This is a genomic window from Actinobacillus seminis, assembly GCF_002263215.1.
GTDB lineage: Bacteria > Pseudomonadota > Gammaproteobacteria > Enterobacterales > Pasteurellaceae > Actinobacillus_B > Actinobacillus_B seminis.
On the sequence record NZ_NLFK01000004.1, the window covers coordinates 93543 to 111231 of the forward strand.

Sequence of the window (17689 nt, forward strand, 5' to 3'; positions counted from 1 at the left end):
TTCAATTGCTATAGGATAAATTTTCAACAATTAATAGTATAATCTGCTATAAAATAGCAGAAAGATTGATTGAAAGTTATTTTTTTGTACAATAGACTGACTTTGATCAACTAACCTTATTATGAAGAAGCAAATTATGAGTGAGCAATCGGTAATTGAAGTAAAGGATCCGCATAAAACTATTGTGTTGATCACTTATGGGTTATTTTTTATTGGGTTATTTATCGGAGGATTGCCAACGCTTATCGGCGTTATCATTGCCTATATGAAGCGTAAAGAAACCGAGGGAACTGTTTATCATGGTTATTTGAATTACCTGATAAAAACTTTCTGGATCGGTTTTCTGGGTATATTGCTTGGCATAATACTCTCAATTGTCGGTATCGGCATGTTGGTGATTATGGCAACAGGTCTCTTATATCTAATTCGCCTTGTTTACAGCTTTCTCAAAGTGTTGGATAAAAAACCGGTTAATCCGGCAAGTTGGTTAATTTAACTTAATATTATTAACTGCTAAGAGGTGCCGGCAGCAAGCTTGGGATTGTATTAGAGAAATCTTAGCCGACTAGAATTCGTTCAAGTCGGATATCCCAATTTTCTGTCGGCAGACGTTCTACTTGTTGGCATTGATGCGCCAATCCCACAGGAATAAAGGATTTTTGTTGCCACTGTTGTAGTGTACGATCATAAAATCCACCGCCCATACCAAGGCGATTGCCTTGTTGATCAAACGCGACCAACGGGGTGAAAATAATATCCAGTTCATTGAGCGGCAACACTTGACGCACGTCTAAACGAGGTTCTTGAATACCAAATTGATTGATGTGGAGCGGTGTTTGAGCCCGGTAGCGCAAAAAAAGCAAATTGCCCGCAGAAAACGGGTGCAATACCGGCAGATAAACAGATTTGCCTTGTTGCCACAAGGTTTGAATTAATAACGCGGTAGAAATTTCACCGTCAAAAGACAAATACAAGGCGATATGCTGCGCTTGTCGTTGTTCAATGAGTTGCAATGCTTGCTCGGCGATGCGTTGTTCGGCTTGTGCTTGTTCAAGTGCGGTCATTTTTTGCCGAATTTTACGAATTTGCCGACGTAGTTGTTGACGTTGTAGCGCCGGCGTTAATTGGGATAGGGTATTCATAGGAAATCCAATAAAAAGGAAGAGCCCCGAGATGCCGCTACGGATGGTCGGTCCTTGAACCCTACGGTTCAAGGGAATCGGTCATCATCGTTTTCAGGTTTCTTGCTTCAGGGTAAACACCAAGGCAAGCATACACACCAACAATAGGGTACCAATTCATAAAGTTTTAAGTATCGGCTCAGGGACGTAATCCGCTGGCGAACACCTCAGGTAATCTTTATCTTAATACTAACCGAAATTATCCCTAATGACCAGAGTAAATTTCGCAATTCTTTTATCCGGATCACATTATTTCCACTTAAATGCTTTGTTTTTGCGCTAAAATGCTTTCCAACGAATTGTCTAATTGCTGAATTCGAGTTGAGACAACATTTTCAATTAATTGCGTTTTTCTCTGTTCTTGGAGCAATTCATAGCTTAAATTTAGCGCGACAATCGACAACACTCTTTCTAATTGCAAAATACCTGTCCGTTCTTTCATCTCGGATACGCGCTGATCCAAAATATGCGCAGCTTGGCGCAACGCCGCTTGTTGAGCTTCTGGACAATTTAAACGTAAAACTTGCCCCAAAACAACAATTTCGATACTGTTAGATGACATCTTTCTCTCCAACCTCAGGGAATTATTTTTGCTGCTATTATGCCATATCAAATGATTTTCGCCATAAAAAATCCGTTTGCTTGTTGGTTGCCACGAACAATGATAAACTACATCCTTACTTCAGCAAGGAACATAAAAATGACAGACGCTCTTATTTCATATTCGGATTTAAATCAACGACTCAAACAAGCCGGAATCGCACTCACCGGTAGCGAAATTCACGGATTTTTAAGCGGATTAATTTGCGGCGGGCTACAAGATCAAAGTTGGCAGCCTTTGCTATATCAATTCAGCAACGAAAATCACGCTTATCCGACCGCACTTTTACAGCAAATTATGCCACTTTATCAGCATATTCACCACACGTTATCCGATATTGACGGATTTAACTTTGAGCTTTGGTTACCGGAAGATAATGATGTTTTCGCGCGTGCTGATGCCATGTCCGGATGGACCAACCATTTTTTACTCGGTTTAGGTTTGGCGCAAAGCAATTTAGATAAAGAAAAAGGGGAAATCGGCGAAGCCTTGTATGATTTACAACATATTGCACAACTGGGCTATGACGAAAAGGATAACCAAGAGGAACTTAGCGACGCCTTAGAAGAAATTGTCGAATATGTACGCACAGTTGCCACCTTATTTTTCGCCCATTTTCAGTCGCAATCTAAGGTACAAAAACCGGTTTTACACTAAATACAAACCGCTTATGAGAACGTATTAACGGAGGGAAAATAATGGATTTAGCTTATATGGCAAGTTTGCCGCCGGCGGAATTTGCCGCTCGCCGCGCCAACTTTGCCGCCCAATTGCAAGAGAATTCGGCAGCAATTATTTTTTCCGCGCAAGAGCAAACGCGTAACAATGATTGTTGCTACCCTTTTCGTCAGGACAGTTATTTTTGGTATTTAACCGGGTTTAATGAACCCAATGCCGCTTTGTTGGTGTTAAAACAATACCATGAAACGCAATTTGTAATTTTTTTACGTCCATCGGATCCATTGATGGAAACTTGGAACGGGCGCCGCTTAGGTGTGGAAAACGCGGCACAAACCTTAGGCGTCGATCAGGCATTTCCCATTGAAAGTTTGAGCGAAAAACTGGATGAATTTAGCGCAAAATTGACCGCACTTTATCATAAAAACAGGCAACAACCTTGGGGGGATGCTGTGATTGTACAAAGTGCGGTGCATTTTTCGTCGATTTTATGTTGGTCACCGATTTTAGACGAAATGCGTCTGTTTAAATCAGAAAATGAAATCGCCTTAATGCAACAGGCGGGGCAAATTTCGGCGTTGGCGCATATTCGCGCTATGAAACAAACTCGTCCGAATCGCTTTGAGTATGAAATCGAAGGGGAAATTTTACATGAATTTATCCGCTTCGGCGCCAAATATGCCGCTTATAACAGTATTGTTGCTGGCGGTGAGAACGCCTGTATTTTGCATTACAACGAAAACAACGACAGTTTACGTGACGGAGATTTGTTGCTGATTGATGCCGGTTGCGAATTTGCTATGTATGCCGGCGATATTACGCGCACTTTCCCTGTTAACGGAAAATTCAGCCCGGCGCAGCGCGAGATTTACGAGATTGTATTGCAAGCGCAAAAACGTGCTATTGAACTTTTAGTGGCGGGTAATTCCATCCAACAAGCCAATGAAGAAGTGGTGCGGATTAAAGTGGCGGGATTAGTGCGTTTAGGAATTTTACAAGGTGATATTGACGAATTAATCGCGCAACAAGCCCACCGCGCTTTTTATATGCACGGACTTGGACATTGGCTGGGGCTGGATGTGCATGATGTTGGCAGCTACAGCCAAGAAGGTGCTAATGGTGATCGTAATAGCAAAAAGCGTGATCGCCCGTTGGAAGTAGGTATGGTGTTAACGGTGGAACCGGGATTGTATATTTCGGCGAATGCCGACGTGCCTGTGCAGTATAAAGGGATCGGCGTGCGCATTGAAGATAATATTTTAATTACCGAGTACGGAAATAAAGTGCTGACTTGTGCGGCGCCGAAAGAAATTGACGATATTGAACGTTTAATGAACGAAAACAAAGGATAATTCAAATGGATTATGAGGTGGTGATCATTGGCGGTGCGATGGCGGGGGCGACGCTTGCCTTGGCATTAAGCTCCAAAACGCAAGGGAAAATACGTATCGCCATTGTCGAAAAACAAGCACCACAGCAACATCAACAAAGCGGTTTTGATGCTCGTTGCATTGCTTTATCCGATGGAAGTTGCCGGCGATTGAACCAAATTCAATTACCGGATAAACAACGTTTATGGCAAAAAATTCAAGAGATTGCAACGCCGATTAAGCAAATTCATGTTTCCGACAAAGGACACAGCGGAATAGTGGAATTTCGCGCACAAGAGTTTGGTTTAGAGGCGTTGGGCTCGGTGGTGGAATTGCAGCAGATGGGGCAATGTTTACTGCAAGCCATGCGACAATACCCCCATTTGGATTATTTGGCGCCGCAGCAAGTGGAACATATTGAATATCAACCAAGCGCGGTAGAAATTCGACTAAAAAACAACCGCACTTTACGCGCAAAATTGCTGGTAGGTGCCGACGGGAGCCTGTCGCAAGTAGCGTCGGCAGCATCCATTGAGCAAGAATTACTGCGTGACTACGAGCAAACTGCGATTATTACTAATGTGCAAGTGCAACAACCCCATCAATATCGTGCATTTGAGCGTTTTACCGACGAAGGTCCGCTGGCGTTATTGCCAATGGCGGGAAATTTAATGTCCTTAGTTTGGTGCGTTAAGCAGCCACAGGCGCTGATAGCATTGGATGATAACGCCTTTTTACACCAATTACAGCAGCGTTTCGGTTGGCGTTTGGGCAAATTGCAACAATGCGGCAAACGTTTTGCTTATCCGCTGAATTTGTATCGTGCGGCGCAACATATTCACCCTCGCACTGCTTTAGTGGGTAATGCGGCACAAACTTTGCATCCCGTCGCCGGACAAGGATTTAATCTTGGCATTCGAGATCTAATGGCATTGGCGGATGTGGTAGCGGACAATTTTTCCGCGCAGCAAGATATCGGTGATTATGCGCTGTTGCAGCGCTATAAAGAAATTCGTCAGGCAGATCAACAACATATTATTCAATTAACGGACAATTTAGTCTCTATTTTTGCCAATAATTTACTCCCATTACAACTGATACGCAATTTGGGGTTGATGGCGCTATCTCAATGTCGCCTTGCCAAACAACATTTTGCCAAAGCAACCTTAGGTTGGTTGTAGCGAAAAAGTAGGATTAAGAAATGAAAACCTTTGATATTACGATTATCGGCGGCGGCATGGTGGGTTTAGCGCTTGCTGTCGGATTAGCGCAAGAAAGTGTGCCTTATCCGCTTAAGATTGCGGTGATTGAAGGCTTTCCGCCGCAAACGCCGCGCGAGCAAATTACCAGTCGTGTCAGTGCGTTAAATCTTGCCAGCCAAACTTTATTAGAGCAATTGGGCGTTTGGAAAACTTTGTTAGATTGGCGCGTGATCATGTATGACCAAATGCAAGTGTGGGAAAAAGACAGTTTCGCCAAGATCCAATTTGATACGCAAGGTTTGGGCGTATCGCATTTGGGGCATATCGTGGAGAATCATCTGATCCGGCAAGCATTGTGGCAACAAGTGATGGCGCAAAAAAATGTGGAAATGATTACCGCACTTCCGCAAACCTTAGGGATAACGGAAAATAATGCCATTTTAACCTTGGATAATGGGCAGATGTTATCTTCGCAATTAATTGTCGGTGCGGATGGTGCCAATTCTTGGGTGCGCAAACAAGCCAATATTCCGTTAATTTTTCGCGATTATGGGCATCATGCATTGGTATGCAACGTGGAAACCGCCGACCCGCACCAACATTGCGCACGCCAGATTTTTGCTCACGACAGCATTTTGGCGTTTTTGCCCTTACATGAGGAGAATTTATGTTCTATCGTGTGGTCGCAATCGCCGGAGCAGGCGCAAGTGATGAAAGACTGTGATGAACAAACCTTTAATCGCTATTTAACCGAGGCTTTTGATTATTGTCTTGGACTTTGTCAAGTGAAAAGCGAGCGCAAAATCATTCCGCTTACCGCGCGTTACGCGCGCAACTTTGCTCAACCGCGCATTGTTTTGGTGGGCGATGCCGCGCATACCATTCACCCTCTCGCCGGTCTTGGCGTAAATTTGGGGTTACAAGATGTGGTCGGTTTGTTGCAGGAAATTCGTCAAAATCAACAACGAGGTGTGGATCTAGGCGAGTATCGCTATTTGCGTCATTATGAACGTTGGCGTAAAACGGAAGCGGTGAAAATGCTGGTAGCGATGCAAGGTTTAAAAGATCTGTTTGCCGGCGATCATCCGTTGAAAAAATTGTTGCGCGGCGTTGGGTTAAGTGCGACCAATCAGTTGAATTTGGTAAAAGAACAGCTGATAAAACAAGCATTAGGAATATAGTTTCGGGCAAATTTACAGTAAAATATGACCGCACTTTGATATTGGATTTTGATGTAATTTAGTATGATTTTCACGAAAGATAAACTCATTGCGTACGCGCAATTGATGCGTTTTGATCGCCCGATTGGCTCGTTGCTGTTGCTGTGGCCGACATTGTGGGCGTTATTTTTAGCGGAAAAAGCCATACCGAAAAGGGCAATTTTGCTGATTTTTGTATTGGGCGTGATTTTCATGCGTGCCGCCGGTTGTGTGATTAATGATTACGCGGATCGTCACTTTGACGGACATGTTAAACGCACCTCTAATCGCCCGCTGGCAACCGGTCGAGTGGCGCCAAAAGAAGCAAAAAATTTGTTCGCTGTGTTGATCTTGTGTTCATTTGTGCTGGTGCTGTTTTTAAATGGCTATACTATTGGGCTTTCCGTGATTGCGGTGTTGTTGGCGGCGATTTATCCCTTTTTAAAACGCTATACGCATTTACCACAGTTTTTTTTGGGCGCGGCGTTTGGGTGGTCGATTCCCATGGCGTATGGGGCGACGATGGCACAGTTACCGCTGGAATGTTGGTTACTGTTTTTAGCCAATTTAACTTGGACAGTAGCATATGATACGCAATATGCCATGGTGGATCGTGACGATGATTTGCGTATCGGAGTGAAATCCACAGCGATTTTATTTGCTCAATATGACAATAAAATCATTGCCTTATTGCAAATTATTACGCTGCTTTTTCTGATTGCAATCGGCGTTTTATCCCGGTTACACGGCAGTTATTTTATCGGCTTATTTATCACCACGTTGTTTTTTGTGTACCAATGTAAAACTACCAAATCTCGTTTACGCGAAGATTGTTTTAAGGCGTTTATGAACAATAATTATGTGGGTCTGAGCATTTTTATTAGCTTTTTATGTGGCATTTTTCTTTGATCTCGAATTTTCTCCCAAGATAAAAGCATTCATTCCCTTTTGCCTTTTTGTTATAATCCGCTAAATTTTCCTCCGCACTTTTATGGTAAAAGTGCGGTCAGTTTTAGGACGGCATTTATGAAAGAAACGATTGTGGCGCAAGCCACGCCTATCGGACGCGGCGGTGTCGGTATTTTGCGAGTTTCCGGTCCCTTGGCTACGGAGGTCGCGCGACAGGTAGTTGGGAAATCCTTAACACCGCGCATGGCGAATTATTTGCCTTTTAAAGACGCGGACGGAACTGTCTTGGATCAGGGCATTGCCTTATATTTCAAAGCGCCAAATTCTTTTACCGGTGAAGATGTGCTGGAACTGCAAGGGCATGGCGGGCAAGTCGTATTAGATTTGTTGCTGAAACGGATTTTGCAAGTACAAGGTGTGCGCTTAGCTCGTCCCGGCGAGTTTTCCGAACAGGCATTTTTAAACGATAAACTGGATTTGGCGCAGGCGGAAGCTATTGCCGATTTAATTGACGCCAGTTCAGAACAAGCCGCGCGTTCGGCATTAAAATCGCTGCAAGGCGAATTTTCCAATAAAATTAATCAGTTAGTAGATTCTGTCATTTATTTGCGTACATATGTGGAAGCGGCAATTGATTTTCCGGATGAAGAAATTGATTTTTTGGCGGACGGTAAAATTGAAGGGCATTTGCGCGATATTATTGGACAGTTGGGCCACGTGCGTGCGGAAGCTAAACAGGGTTCGATTTTGCGCGAAGGCATGAAAGTCGTGATCGCAGGGCGTCCGAATGCGGGAAAATCCAGTTTGTTAAATGCCCTTGCCGGACGCGAAGCGGCGATCGTAACCGATATTGCGGGGACGACGCGCGATGTGCTGCGTGAGCATATTCATATTGATGGAATGCCGTTGCATATTATTGATACCGCCGGATTGCGTGAGGCGACAGATGAGGTGGAGCGTATTGGGATCAACCGAGCCTGGAATGAAATTGAGCAGGCGGATCGCATTTTGTTGATGCTGGACAGTACGCAAGAACATCAGGATTTAACCCAAGTACGGTCGGAATTTTTAGCAAAATTACCGGAGCATATTCCGGTCACCATTATTCGCAATAAAGCGGATTTAACCGGTGAACAGGAAGGAATGAGTGAGGAAGCCGGTTATACATTGATTCGATTGTCAGCGAAAACGCAGCAAGGGATGGATATTTTGCGTGATCACTTAAAACAAAGTATAGGTTATCAAACCGGTGTAGAGGGCGGCTTTTTGGCACGTCGTCGCCACTTGGAGGCACTTGAACAAGCGGATGGACATTTACAGGCAGGTTTGGTGCAATTAACCGAATTTCGCGCCGGTGAATTGTTGGCGGAAGAATTGCGCATAGTGCAACAGCATTTAAGCGAGATTACCGGAAAATTTACCTCAGATGACTTGTTAGGCAATATTTTTAGTTCGTTTTGTATCGGAAAATAACCGCAGCGCGGGGGAAACCTCCAATCTCTGTTGGAATTCTGTTACAATCAGCGATTAACCCATAAATAAGAGAGAGTAAAAATGGCTCGTCAAAAGAAAACCCGTCGTTTGACCGATATTATGCCGGCGCGCAAAGCGGATAGACACGCCGATGCGTCCAAACGTCCGTCCGGAAGGAAAGCGACACGTTATGAGCTTGATGCAAAAGCGCGTGAAGAAAAGAAAAAAAGAAAGCACAAAGGTTTAACCGCCGGTTCGCGCCATAGCGCGGCGGATAATTCCTCAAAAGTCAGCGAAAAACCGAAACAAGACGCTCGTTTGGGAAGTCGTAAAAAAGTCCCGTTGATCGTGGAATTTGTTAATCGTCCGGAAAAAGATCAATTTATTCAACAGGTTCCATTGCAAGAAAAAGGACAAAAACAAGATCCGATGTTGGAATTGGAGCAATTGGAAAATAATGAATGCTTAAATCAATTGTTGGACGATTTGGAAGCGGGCAAAAAATTAAGTGCAAAAGATCAGGCGTTCGTGGACGACTGTTTGGATCGCATTGCGCAATTAATGGAGGAATTGGGTATGGCGGATGAAGATGAAAATGAGGAAGATTTATACCGCACTTTTGAAAAAATAGATATTAATCAGTTTAAATAAAGATGGAAATTACAATTTTCGTAATTATCGGTGCGTTGATTATTTTTGCACTGACCGGCTATGCAGTGTATTTATTACTCGCTCTGCAAAAACAGAAAAAAGCCTTGCAGCGAGCACGACAAGCACGTGCGGATCGGTTAAAAGAAAGTATTGTGATTATCGCCAAAGCTATGCAAAGCGGAGAATGTAACCATTCGGAAGGCGTTCTGCGCCTAAAAATGTTACTTGAGCCTTTAGGCAAAAAACTAAAAGAGTATCAATCGATGTTTGCGCTGTATGAAGTGGTGATAGACATGCCGACCCATGAAGCGCGCCGTGAATTGAAGAAAAACGAGCGGATGAAATTAGATTTACGTCGCGAGAGTGCGGAAGCGGATTTAGAGCAAAAAATTAAGTTGGAATTGCATCAATTATTAAGCGATATTGAGATGATGTGGGGAAAATAAAATGTCTGAAATCATTTGGGATTTAGCATTAATTCAAAAATATAACTATTCAGGACCGCGCTACACGTCTTATCCGACCGCGCTTGAATTTAATGAAAATTATACGGATGAGAATTTTAAACAGGCAGTAGCTCGTTATCCGAATCGCCCATTGTCGTTGTATGTGCATATTCCTTTTTGTCATAAACTATGTTATTTTTGCGCCTGTAATAAAGTTATCACCCGCCATCAGCATAAAGCCGATATTTACCTGGATTATCTCGAAAAAGAAATTCAATATCGTGCGCCACTGTTTCGTGATCGTATTGCCACTCAAGTTCACTGGGGCGGCGGCACACCGACTTATTTAACCGAAGCGCAATCCTCCCGTCTGATGAATATGCTGCGAGAGCATTTTCACATTGCCGAGGAGGCTGAAATCAGCATTGAATTGGATCCGCGCGAAATTGAACTTTCCATGTTAGCGCATCTACGCCATTTGGGTTTTAACCGCATGAGTATGGGGGTGCAGGATTTCAATAAAGACGTACAGAAAGCAATAAACCGCGAACAAGACGAAGATTTTATCCGCGCTTTGCTGGTAAAAGCGCGAGAGCTGGGCTTTCAATCCACCAATTTGGATTTAATTTATGGCTTACCGTTGCAAAATGTGGAAAGTTTTATGTTCACCTTGCAAAAAGTGATTGAATTAAATCCTGATCGGTTGAGTGTCTTTAATTACGCTCATCTACCGGCACGTTTTGCCGGACAGGCAAAAATCAAAGCAGAACAATTGTTAGCCCCAGAGACAAAATTAACGATCCTGCAAAAAACGATCGAAACCTTAGGTAAAGCGGGTTACCGTTTTATCGGCATGGACCATTTTGCCAAGCCGGATGACGAATTGGCGATTGCGCAGCAACAAGGGGTATTACACCGCAATTTCCAAGGCTACACCACGCAAGAAGAATGTGATCTGTTAGGCTTAGGTGTTTCCGCTATCAGTTTATTGGGTGATACTTATGCACAAAACCAAAAAGAGCTGAAACATTATTATACTCAAGTGGAAAACAGCGGTATTGCCTTGCATAAAGGGTTAGTGATGAGCCAAGAAGATTGCCTGCGCCGTGATGTGATTAAGCAATTGATTTGTAATTTTAAATTGTGTTATCAACCGATTGAACGGCAGTATCAAATTGATTTTAAAACCCATTTTGCTGAAGATTTAGCGTTACTGGCGCCATTGGCAAAAGACGGATTATTGGAGATCGGCGAGCATGAAATGGTGGTTTCCGCTAAAGGACGTTTATTGATCCGCAATATTTGTTTATGTTTCGATACTTACTCCCGCCAACAAGCTAAAAGACAACAATTCTCGCGTGTGATTTAATTATTGTGGCAAAGTGCGGTGGAAATTTCCGGTATTACGTAGTGGTTGTAAGAAAGAGTGAAAATTTATAAAAAGTTTCTCCTATCAAAGTTAAATCATCAATAGTTTTCATTTAATTTTTTTCTTTTTTCCCTTGAAATTGAGTAAATCGATCTTACTTACCAGTCATGAATAGGATATTTCATGAACAATAATGGGATATCGAATTAAGAGGAGAGTTTTATGAATATTGAAAAATTTACTACCCGTTTCCAACAAGCGTTAGCGGAGTCACAGTCATTGGCATTGGGCAAAAATCACCAATTTATCGAGCCGGTACATTTGATGTTGGCGTTGTTAAATCAAGAAAACGGATCAGTGGCGCCGATTTTAACGGCGGCGGGTGCAAACGTGGGGTTGTTGCGCAGTGAGGTCAATAGCGAAATTAACCGTTTACCACAAGTTTCCGGTACCGGTGGCGAGGTACAAATTTCCCGTCATTTGGTTAACTTATTGAATTTATGCGATAAATTAGCGCAACAACAGCAAGATAAATTTATTTCTTCCGAGTTGTTTTTATTAGCAGCTTTGGAAGAACAGGGCAATTTAAAAGAGATTTTGCGTAAATGCGGAGTGCAAAAAGATTCTTTGCAACAAGCTATTCAGCAAGTACGAGGGGGACAACAAGTGAATGAGCAAAATGCCGAAGAAAATCGTCAGGCGCTGGAAAAATATACTATCGATTTAACTGCCAGAGCGGAAAGCGGAAAATTGGATCCGGTGATTGGGCGTGATGATGAAATTCGTCGTACTATTCAAGTATTACAACGTCGCACAAAAAATAATCCGGTGCTAATTGGTGAACCGGGCGTGGGTAAAACCGCGATTGTGGAAGGCTTGGCGCAACGTATTGTGAATGGCGAAGTGCCGGAAGGGTTAAAAAACAAACGCGTGCTGTCCTTGGATATGGGCGCATTGATTGCCGGGGCGAAATACCGTGGAGATTTTGAAGAGCGGTTAAAAGCGGTGTTGAATGAACTTGCCAAAGAAGAAGGTCGCGTCATTTTATTTATTGATGAAATTCATACTATGGTGGGCGCCGGTAAAACTGACGGGGCAATGGATGCGGGCAACTTGCTGAAACCGTCGTTGGCGCGTGGGGAATTACATTGTGTGGGCGCGACAACCTTGGATGAGTATCGTCAATATATTGAAAAAGATGCCGCACTTGAACGTCGTTTCCAAAAAGTGTTTGTAGATGAGCCGAGCGTGGAAGATACCATTGCGATTTTACGCGGGCTACAAGAACGTTACGAATTGCACCACCATGTGGAAATTACCGATCCGGCGATTGTAGCGGCGGCAACCCTTTCTCACCGTTATATTTCCGATCGTCAATTGCCGGATAAAGCCATTGATTTAATTGATGAAGCGGCATCCAGTATTCGTATGGAAATTGATTCCAAACCTTTGTCATTGGATCGTTTAGAACGACGTATCATCCAGTTAAAACTGGAACAACAAGCGTTGAAAAAAGAAGAGGATGAAGCAAGTCGTAAACGTTTGCACATGTTGGAACAGGAACTCACAGAGAAAGAGCGGGAATATGCAGAATTGGAAGACGTATGGAAAAGCGAAAAAGCGGCACTTTCCGGCTCACAACATATTAAAGAAAAATTAGAAGATGTGCGGATGCAAATGGAACAAGCTCGTCGCGTCGGCGATTTGAATAAAATGTCCGAATTGCAATATGGGCGCATTCCGGAATTAGAAAAACAATTGGCGCAAGCGGAATTAGCGAGTGGCAAAGAGATGACCTTGTTGCGTTATCGTGTGACCGATGAGGAAATTGCCGAGGTGCTTTCTCGTGCGACAGGTATTCCGGTCTCGCGTATGATGGAGGGCGAAAAAGAAAAATTGTTGCGCATGGAGCAAGCCTTGCATCAACGGGTTGTTGGTCAACATGAAGCGGTGGAGGCGGTGGCGAATGCCATTCGTCGTAGTCGCGCCGGACTTTCCGATCCAAATCGTCCGATTGGTTCTTTCTTATTCTTAGGACCGACCGGTGTAGGGAAAACCGAATTATGCAAAACCTTGGCAAACTTCCTCTTTGACGACGAAAATGCTATGGTGCGTATTGATATGTCTGAATTTATGGAAAAACACAGCGTTTCCCGTTTGGTTGGTGCGCCTCCGGGTTATGTGGGCTATGAAGAAGGCGGTTATTTAACCGAAGCGGTACGTCGTCGCCCTTATTCGGTGATTTTGCTGGATGAAGTGGAAAAAGCGTATCATGATGTGTTCAATATTTTATTACAAGTGTTGGATGACGGACGTTTGACCGACGGTCAAGGTCGTACCGTAGATTTCCGCAATACTGTCGTGATCATGACCTCTAATTTAGGTTCTGATTTAATTCAAGAAAATCGCGCGTTGGGTTATGAGGGCATGAAAGAAGTCGTAATGTCGGTGGTAAGCAGGCATTTCCGTCCGGAATTCATCAACCGGATTGATGAGACTGTCGTATTCCATCCGTTGGGCAAAGAAAACATCCGTGCGATTGCATCAATTCAGTTGCAACGTTTGGTTAAACGTATGGAAACCCATGGCTATCAATTGCAATTTAGTGATGCCGTATTGGATTTTATCGGTGAAGTCGGTTATGACCCGATTTATGGTGCAAGACCGTTGAAACGGGCAATTCAACAAGAAGTGGAAAATCCGCTTTCGCAAGCAATTTTATCCGGCAAAGTTATTCCGAGTAAATTGATTACTATTGACTATGTTGACGGAAATATTGTGACACAACAATAAAATCCTGCCAAAATTGACCGCACTTAATTGAGTTATTAAGTGCGGTTTTTTATATGAAAAATAAAACCCCGTCCTTGAGGACACAAGGTTAAGGGATGAGTCCTCACAAAGTAACCTCTCAAAAAAATCCTCCCATTAAAACGACACCCCCCAAAAAAACGCTTGAAAGTCGGGGGCTAATATTCTGATTATTTTTCTTTGCTGACCGCACTGAGGTTCGTGCAGGTTTCAAAGCAGATATCAGCACTATTCAATAAGAGAATTTCTATGAACAAAATCTTCAAAACCAAAAACGATGTGACCACCGGTCAAACCAAAGTAATTTCCGAATTAGCCAACAACAGCCAAGTGGCAAGCAGTTCGGGGGAAAAGCCGAAGTGCGGTCAAATTGCGGGGCGTTTTGCGCTGTCTTTTTTTAGGGCTTTTTGTAATGGTGAATGTGGCACAGGCGGCATGGCTTTATTTGGAAAATGGTTGTGTGGGTAGCCAATTAAATGATAATGGATTGAATGAATCAACAATAGCTACGTATGAGGCGTGGAATAGTGGTATAAGTAAAGATAAAGAGATGATATTACTGTCAAGTGCCAAAAATAAAACGGGAGAGAAAACCAAATATACCAATAAAGATTTTGATTACACCGTTGTCATTGGTTCTCGTGCTGTTGGGGGTGGCAAAGGAGCAACCAGTATCGGTTATCGGGCGATTGTGGGGATCAATGAAAGTAATGTTGATCCAAATACACCTCACGAAGGCACCGCCGTGGGCTATCGATCCTTTGCAAGAGGAAAAGAATCCACCGCACTTGGTAATGATGTGGTGGCGTGGGGAGATAGTGCGATTGCCATCGGGTCGGATAATGTGCCTAACAGTAAAAAAGGGTTAAGTAAAGATGTCTGGAAACTCTACTATGATAATCGAAAAGATTTTAACTATACCAATGAATATGCCGCAGTAAAAGAAGTAAATAGTGATTATTCTAAATATATTGCAGACCCTACTAAATTCAAAACCCATACTTGGGCGAGAGGAAATGGAGCCATTGCAATCGGCTCTCGATCGCCTATGGTAATTTCTCAACCGCACTAGGAACCTTTGCGGTCGCCAATAAAGATTATTCGATCGCACTAGGGGCGGATACGATTGCATTTGGAACAAGATCATTAGCTATCGGGAATGAAGCCTATGTCTATGCGAATAATTCAGTAGGGATAGGGAATAAAGTACAAGCGATCAATAATGGTTCTATGGTCTTGGGTAAAGATGCGTATGCTGCCAGTCAAGGTTCGGTTGCATTAGGAGATAATGTATTTGCTAATGTAGTAATGTCAGATAAATTTGAAGATTTAACAGCTTTATATGAAGGACAATCAGAATATTCTGAATTAAATAAATTTTTTGAAAATTATATGGTAGATAAAGATGGGGCTAAAACAACCGAAATCACTAAGGCTGTAAAAATTTTATATCCATATAGAGATAAAATAGCTATTAATGGAGAGCTTCAAGAGGGGACAGGAGAAACTAAGGCAAAACAAGCAAAAGATAGTGCAGGATTACATAACCAAGGCGCGATAGTAATAGGGTCATATACAACCGCACTTGGCGATAATGCATTAGCGATGGGAAGATATGCCTATGCAAAAGGGGATAGAGCATTTGCCATAGGGCAAGCTGCTTATGCGAGGGATAATGAATCATTTGCAATAGGATACGGTTCTAAGTCGATGGGCGAGCAATCTATGTCAATAGGGACATTATCAAGAGTAGATGGAAAACAATCGATCGCTTTAGGCGTTAGAGCAAGCGTATTAAAGAATGCTCATTCAGAGATAAATAATGCATTGGCTTTGGGAAATGAAACAAAAGCTACAATGGATAATTCCGTTGCCTTGGGCTATAAATCAAATACAAAATATTATTACAAAGATGATACGGATAAAACAACGGCAACGTTAAGTGGAAAAGACGCCATTGATTTAGAGCCCTATATTCCGGAGGGTTCAAGCTATAATTTAAAAACCGATAAAGCAGCGGGTATCATGTCAGTAGGTTGAGATAAAACTGATAGTGAATTAGGATTAAGAAGAATCGTCGGCGTCGCGCCGGGGGCGTTGGACTCCGATGTTGCCACTATCGGGCAATTAAAAGCCTTAGAATATGTAAAAAGAGAAAGCTTAGTCGTTTACTATACGGAAGATAATGGAAAAATATATAAATTAGTTAAAGGAACAGATGGAAAATTCTACAAGGTCAATACCAAAAATGGCACACCATTAGATAAACAAGAAATTCCAAAAGAAAAAGTATTAGTTGGGGCTAAAGGGCATAACGAGAAGATACAATACATAGATGCTGATAAACAAATTGCGGACATAGGAGAAAAGATAAGATTCGGGCATTTAGCCGATGGCAAGATTTCGCAAACTTCCGATCAGGCAGTGACGGGTAAGCAGCTGAAAAGAGTTGGTGATTTATTAGGATTAGATGTTAATAGAGATAAAACAAATTTCAATGACATTACTTTTGATGCTGTAGAATACATTGATAATCCACCACATACTGCCGGAGTTAGAAAAAACTTTAAAGAAGCTTTAACAGATACAATTAGTGCGATTAATAAAGGGTATAAGTTTATTGATGATGATCCGCAAAATTCGGCTAAAGATACACCTTTTTATTTGGGATCCACAATAAAAATTGTGGCGGGCGATATTTCATCAAACAATCAAAAAACTCATTTAGGTAAAAACCTCAAAACGCAATTTACCAATGACAGTGGGACAGCGAAATTTGAAATCGGCTTAAAAGACGACCCAACCTTTAAAACAGTCACGATTGAACAAACCCCAACTCAAGATAACGAGGCGGCTACTGTGAAATACGTTAAAGATGAATTGGCAAAAGGAGCTACAAAATTTGACGTTGAAGGAAATACGGGAACGAAATTTACCGTTAGTAACAGCTTGAAAATTAAGGGCAGCAAGGAAGATACAGCAAACGTTTCTCATAGAAACATTACCACAGAGGCGAAAAATACCGATTCTACCGTGGAAATTGCGTTGAATGAGAATTTGAAAGAGATGAACTCCATTACCGGTAAAAAAGTTCCTGGCGGCAGTAATAATTTTGTCAGTTCTGAGATTAAATTTAATGAAAAAGGTGCCGGTAATAAAAAAATACCAACGTGGTTATCATTTCAAACGGAGCAAAATATACCTTTGATCCGCAAGGATTCCATATGGGTAATAAACAAATCACCGCACTTGCCAGCGATTTGAATGGGCAAGACGCGGCAGTTGATAATGTCCTTAATGGAACAGTTATGAATGGTGATAGCAAGGATAATGCCGTCAATATTACAGACTTATCCAACGTGGCGAAAGCGATTGTGGAAAAAGGACTGAAATTTGCCGGAGATTCCGGCACTGAAATCACCCGTAAATTGGGCGAAAAAATCACCATTAAAGGCAATGGTACGGATCTGACTTCTAAGACTGATAGCAACAAAGGGGAAATTACCTTTACTTTGCACAAAGCAACAAGCATTGATGACAATACGGCAACAAATAGCAATAAAGACAAAGTTGTCACCGCCGGAGCGGTTAAAAATTATCTGGATTCGAAAATTGATGGGATTAGTACAACCTTAGGGTTAGAGGCGGATAATTCTAAAAATAGCGGTCCGACCGGTAAAGTGAATTTGAAAAACGAAAAACTTAAAGTGGCAGGAACGAGTGATGAAATTGAGACAAAAGTGGAGCAGGATAAACAAAGTATTACTCTCAGTTTTGCCCAAAATACCAAAAACAAATT

17 protein-coding genes and 1 other RNA gene are annotated in these 17689 nt (G+C 42.4%); 15 read left to right on the forward strand and 3 right to left on the reverse strand.

Going from position 1 to position 17689, the window contains the following annotated elements:
* The first annotated feature begins 136 nt into the window (after positions 1-136).
* Positions 137-496: a DUF4870 family protein gene (locus tag CFY87_RS05165; RefSeq protein ID WP_094946187.1), complete on the forward strand. Its 360-nt coding sequence runs from the start codon at positions 137-139 to the stop codon at positions 494-496.
* A 61-nt stretch (positions 497-557) separates the two neighbouring features.
* Here CFY87_RS05165 and CFY87_RS05170 read toward each other — a convergent pair whose 3' ends face one another.
* From CFY87_RS05170 to CFY87_RS05180, 3 genes are all read right to left on the reverse strand, one after another.
* The gene (locus CFY87_RS05170) at positions 558-1142 is read right to left on the reverse strand and encodes a 5-formyltetrahydrofolate cyclo-ligase (protein ID WP_094946188.1); all 585 of its coding nucleotides are present in this window, start codon (positions 1140-1142) and stop codon (positions 558-560) included.
* A 19-nt stretch (positions 1143-1161) separates the two neighbouring features.
* Positions 1162-1358: non-coding RNA, 6S RNA (gene ssrS / locus CFY87_RS05175), on the reverse strand.
* Between the two features lie 82 nt (positions 1359-1440).
* Positions 1441-1743 (reverse strand): cell division protein ZapA, encoded by a 303-nt coding sequence (locus tag CFY87_RS05180; RefSeq protein ID WP_094946189.1) that lies wholly within the window; start codon positions 1741-1743, stop codon positions 1441-1443.
* A 138-nt stretch (positions 1744-1881) separates the two neighbouring features.
* Here CFY87_RS05180 and CFY87_RS05185 point away from each other — a divergent pair, with 138 nt between their 5' ends.
* The 14 genes from CFY87_RS05185 (at position 1882) to CFY87_RS05250 (ending at position 17154) form a co-directional block, all read left to right on the forward strand.
* Positions 1882-2439 carry a YecA/YgfB family protein gene (locus CFY87_RS05185; protein ID WP_094946190.1) on the forward strand — a complete coding sequence of 186 codons (558 nt, stop codon included), beginning with the start codon at positions 1882-1884 and terminating at the stop codon, positions 2437-2439.
* Between the two features lie 41 nt (positions 2440-2480).
* Positions 2481-3812: a Xaa-Pro aminopeptidase gene (gene pepP, locus CFY87_RS05190; protein WP_094946191.1), complete on the forward strand. Its 1332-nt coding sequence runs from the start codon at positions 2481-2483 to the stop codon at positions 3810-3812.
* A 5-nt stretch (positions 3813-3817) separates the two neighbouring features.
* The gene (gene ubiH, locus CFY87_RS05195) at positions 3818-5011 is read left to right on the forward strand and encodes a 2-octaprenyl-6-methoxyphenyl hydroxylase (RefSeq protein ID WP_094946192.1); all 1194 of its coding nucleotides are present in this window, start codon (positions 3818-3820) and stop codon (positions 5009-5011) included.
* Between the two features lie 20 nt (positions 5012-5031).
* Positions 5032-6213 carry an FAD-dependent monooxygenase gene (locus tag CFY87_RS05200; protein WP_094946193.1) on the forward strand — a complete coding sequence of 394 codons (1182 nt, stop codon included), beginning with the start codon at positions 5032-5034 and terminating at the stop codon, positions 6211-6213.
* 63 nt (positions 6214-6276) lie between these two features.
* Entirely contained in the window at positions 6277-7140 is an 864-nt protein-coding gene (gene ubiA, locus CFY87_RS05205; protein WP_094946194.1) for a 4-hydroxybenzoate octaprenyltransferase, read from the forward strand.
* Positions 7141-7257: 117 nt separating this feature from the next.
* A complete protein-coding gene (gene mnmE, locus CFY87_RS05210; RefSeq protein ID WP_094946195.1) occupies positions 7258-8613 on the forward strand; it encodes a tRNA uridine-5-carboxymethylaminomethyl(34) synthesis GTPase MnmE in 1356 nt (451 codons plus the stop codon).
* Positions 8614-8694: 81 nt separating this feature from the next.
* A complete protein-coding gene (yihI, locus tag CFY87_RS05215; protein WP_094946196.1) occupies positions 8695-9264 on the forward strand; it encodes a Der GTPase-activating protein YihI in 570 nt (189 codons plus the stop codon).
* A gap of 2 nt (positions 9265-9266) precedes the next feature.
* The gene (locus CFY87_RS05220; RefSeq protein WP_094946197.1) at positions 9267-9710 is read left to right on the forward strand and encodes a DUF2489 domain-containing protein; all 444 of its coding nucleotides are present in this window, start codon (positions 9267-9269) and stop codon (positions 9708-9710) included.
* A gap of 1 nt (position 9711) precedes the next feature.
* Positions 9712-11079, forward strand: coding sequence for an oxygen-independent coproporphyrinogen III oxidase (hemN, locus tag CFY87_RS05225; RefSeq protein ID WP_094946198.1), 1368 nt, complete (start codon positions 9712-9714; stop codon positions 11077-11079).
* A 222-nt stretch (positions 11080-11301) separates the two neighbouring features.
* Positions 11302-13872, forward strand: coding sequence for an ATP-dependent chaperone ClpB (gene clpB / locus CFY87_RS05230; protein WP_094946199.1), 2571 nt, complete (start codon positions 11302-11304; stop codon positions 13870-13872).
* 267 nt (positions 13873-14139) lie between these two features.
* On the forward strand, positions 14140-14358 hold the full coding sequence (locus CFY87_RS05235; RefSeq protein WP_094946200.1) for an ESPR-type extended signal peptide-containing protein: 219 nt from the start codon (positions 14140-14142) through the stop codon (positions 14356-14358).
* On the forward strand, positions 14303-14962 hold the full coding sequence (locus tag CFY87_RS05240) for a hypothetical protein (RefSeq protein ID WP_094946291.1): 660 nt from the start codon (positions 14303-14305) through the stop codon (positions 14960-14962). Before CFY87_RS05235 ends, CFY87_RS05240 begins: the two co-directional genes overlap by 56 nt.
* Entirely contained in the window at positions 14893-15930 is a 1038-nt protein-coding gene (locus CFY87_RS05245; protein ID WP_115609931.1) for a hypothetical protein, read from the forward strand. The genes CFY87_RS05240 and CFY87_RS05245 overlap by 70 nt, the downstream gene beginning before the upstream one ends.
* A 33-nt stretch (positions 15931-15963) precedes the next feature.
* On the forward strand, positions 15964-17154 hold the full coding sequence (locus CFY87_RS05250; protein WP_272896442.1) for a hypothetical protein: 1191 nt from the start codon (positions 15964-15966) through the stop codon (positions 17152-17154).
* Positions 17155-17689 lie beyond the last annotated feature (535 nt).

What these genes read in the sequence shown, in the direction of transcription:
- CFY87_RS05165 (WP_094946187.1), top strand. Translation starts at nt 137, where the DNA reads ATGAGTGAGCAATCGGTAATTGAAGTAAAGGATCCGCATAAAACTATT.
- CFY87_RS05170 (WP_094946188.1), bottom strand. Translation starts at nt 1,142, where the DNA reads ATGAATACCCTATCCCAATTAACGCCGGCGCTACAACGTCAACAACTA.
- CFY87_RS05180 (WP_094946189.1), bottom strand. Translation starts at nt 1,743, where the DNA reads ATGTCATCTAACAGTATCGAAATTGTTGTTTTGGGGCAAGTTTTACGT.
- CFY87_RS05185 (WP_094946190.1), top strand. Translation starts at nt 1,882, where the DNA reads ATGACAGACGCTCTTATTTCATATTCGGATTTAAATCAACGACTCAAA.
- pepP (WP_094946191.1), top strand. Translation starts at nt 2,481, where the DNA reads ATGGATTTAGCTTATATGGCAAGTTTGCCGCCGGCGGAATTTGCCGCT.
- ubiH (WP_094946192.1), top strand. Translation starts at nt 3,818, where the DNA reads ATGGATTATGAGGTGGTGATCATTGGCGGTGCGATGGCGGGGGCGACG.
- CFY87_RS05200 (WP_094946193.1), top strand. Translation starts at nt 5,032, where the DNA reads ATGAAAACCTTTGATATTACGATTATCGGCGGCGGCATGGTGGGTTTA.
- ubiA (WP_094946194.1), top strand. Translation starts at nt 6,277, where the DNA reads ATGATTTTCACGAAAGATAAACTCATTGCGTACGCGCAATTGATGCGT.
- mnmE (WP_094946195.1), top strand. Translation starts at nt 7,258, where the DNA reads ATGAAAGAAACGATTGTGGCGCAAGCCACGCCTATCGGACGCGGCGGT.
- yihI (WP_094946196.1), top strand. Translation starts at nt 8,695, where the DNA reads ATGGCTCGTCAAAAGAAAACCCGTCGTTTGACCGATATTATGCCGGCG.
- CFY87_RS05220 (WP_094946197.1), top strand. Translation starts at nt 9,267, where the DNA reads ATGGAAATTACAATTTTCGTAATTATCGGTGCGTTGATTATTTTTGCA.
- hemN (WP_094946198.1), top strand. Translation starts at nt 9,712, where the DNA reads ATGTCTGAAATCATTTGGGATTTAGCATTAATTCAAAAATATAACTAT.
- clpB (WP_094946199.1), top strand. Translation starts at nt 11,302, where the DNA reads ATGAATATTGAAAAATTTACTACCCGTTTCCAACAAGCGTTAGCGGAG.
- CFY87_RS05235 (WP_094946200.1), top strand. Translation starts at nt 14,140, where the DNA reads ATGAACAAAATCTTCAAAACCAAAAACGATGTGACCACCGGTCAAACC.
- CFY87_RS05240 (WP_094946291.1), top strand. Translation starts at nt 14,303, where the DNA reads ATGGTGAATGTGGCACAGGCGGCATGGCTTTATTTGGAAAATGGTTGT.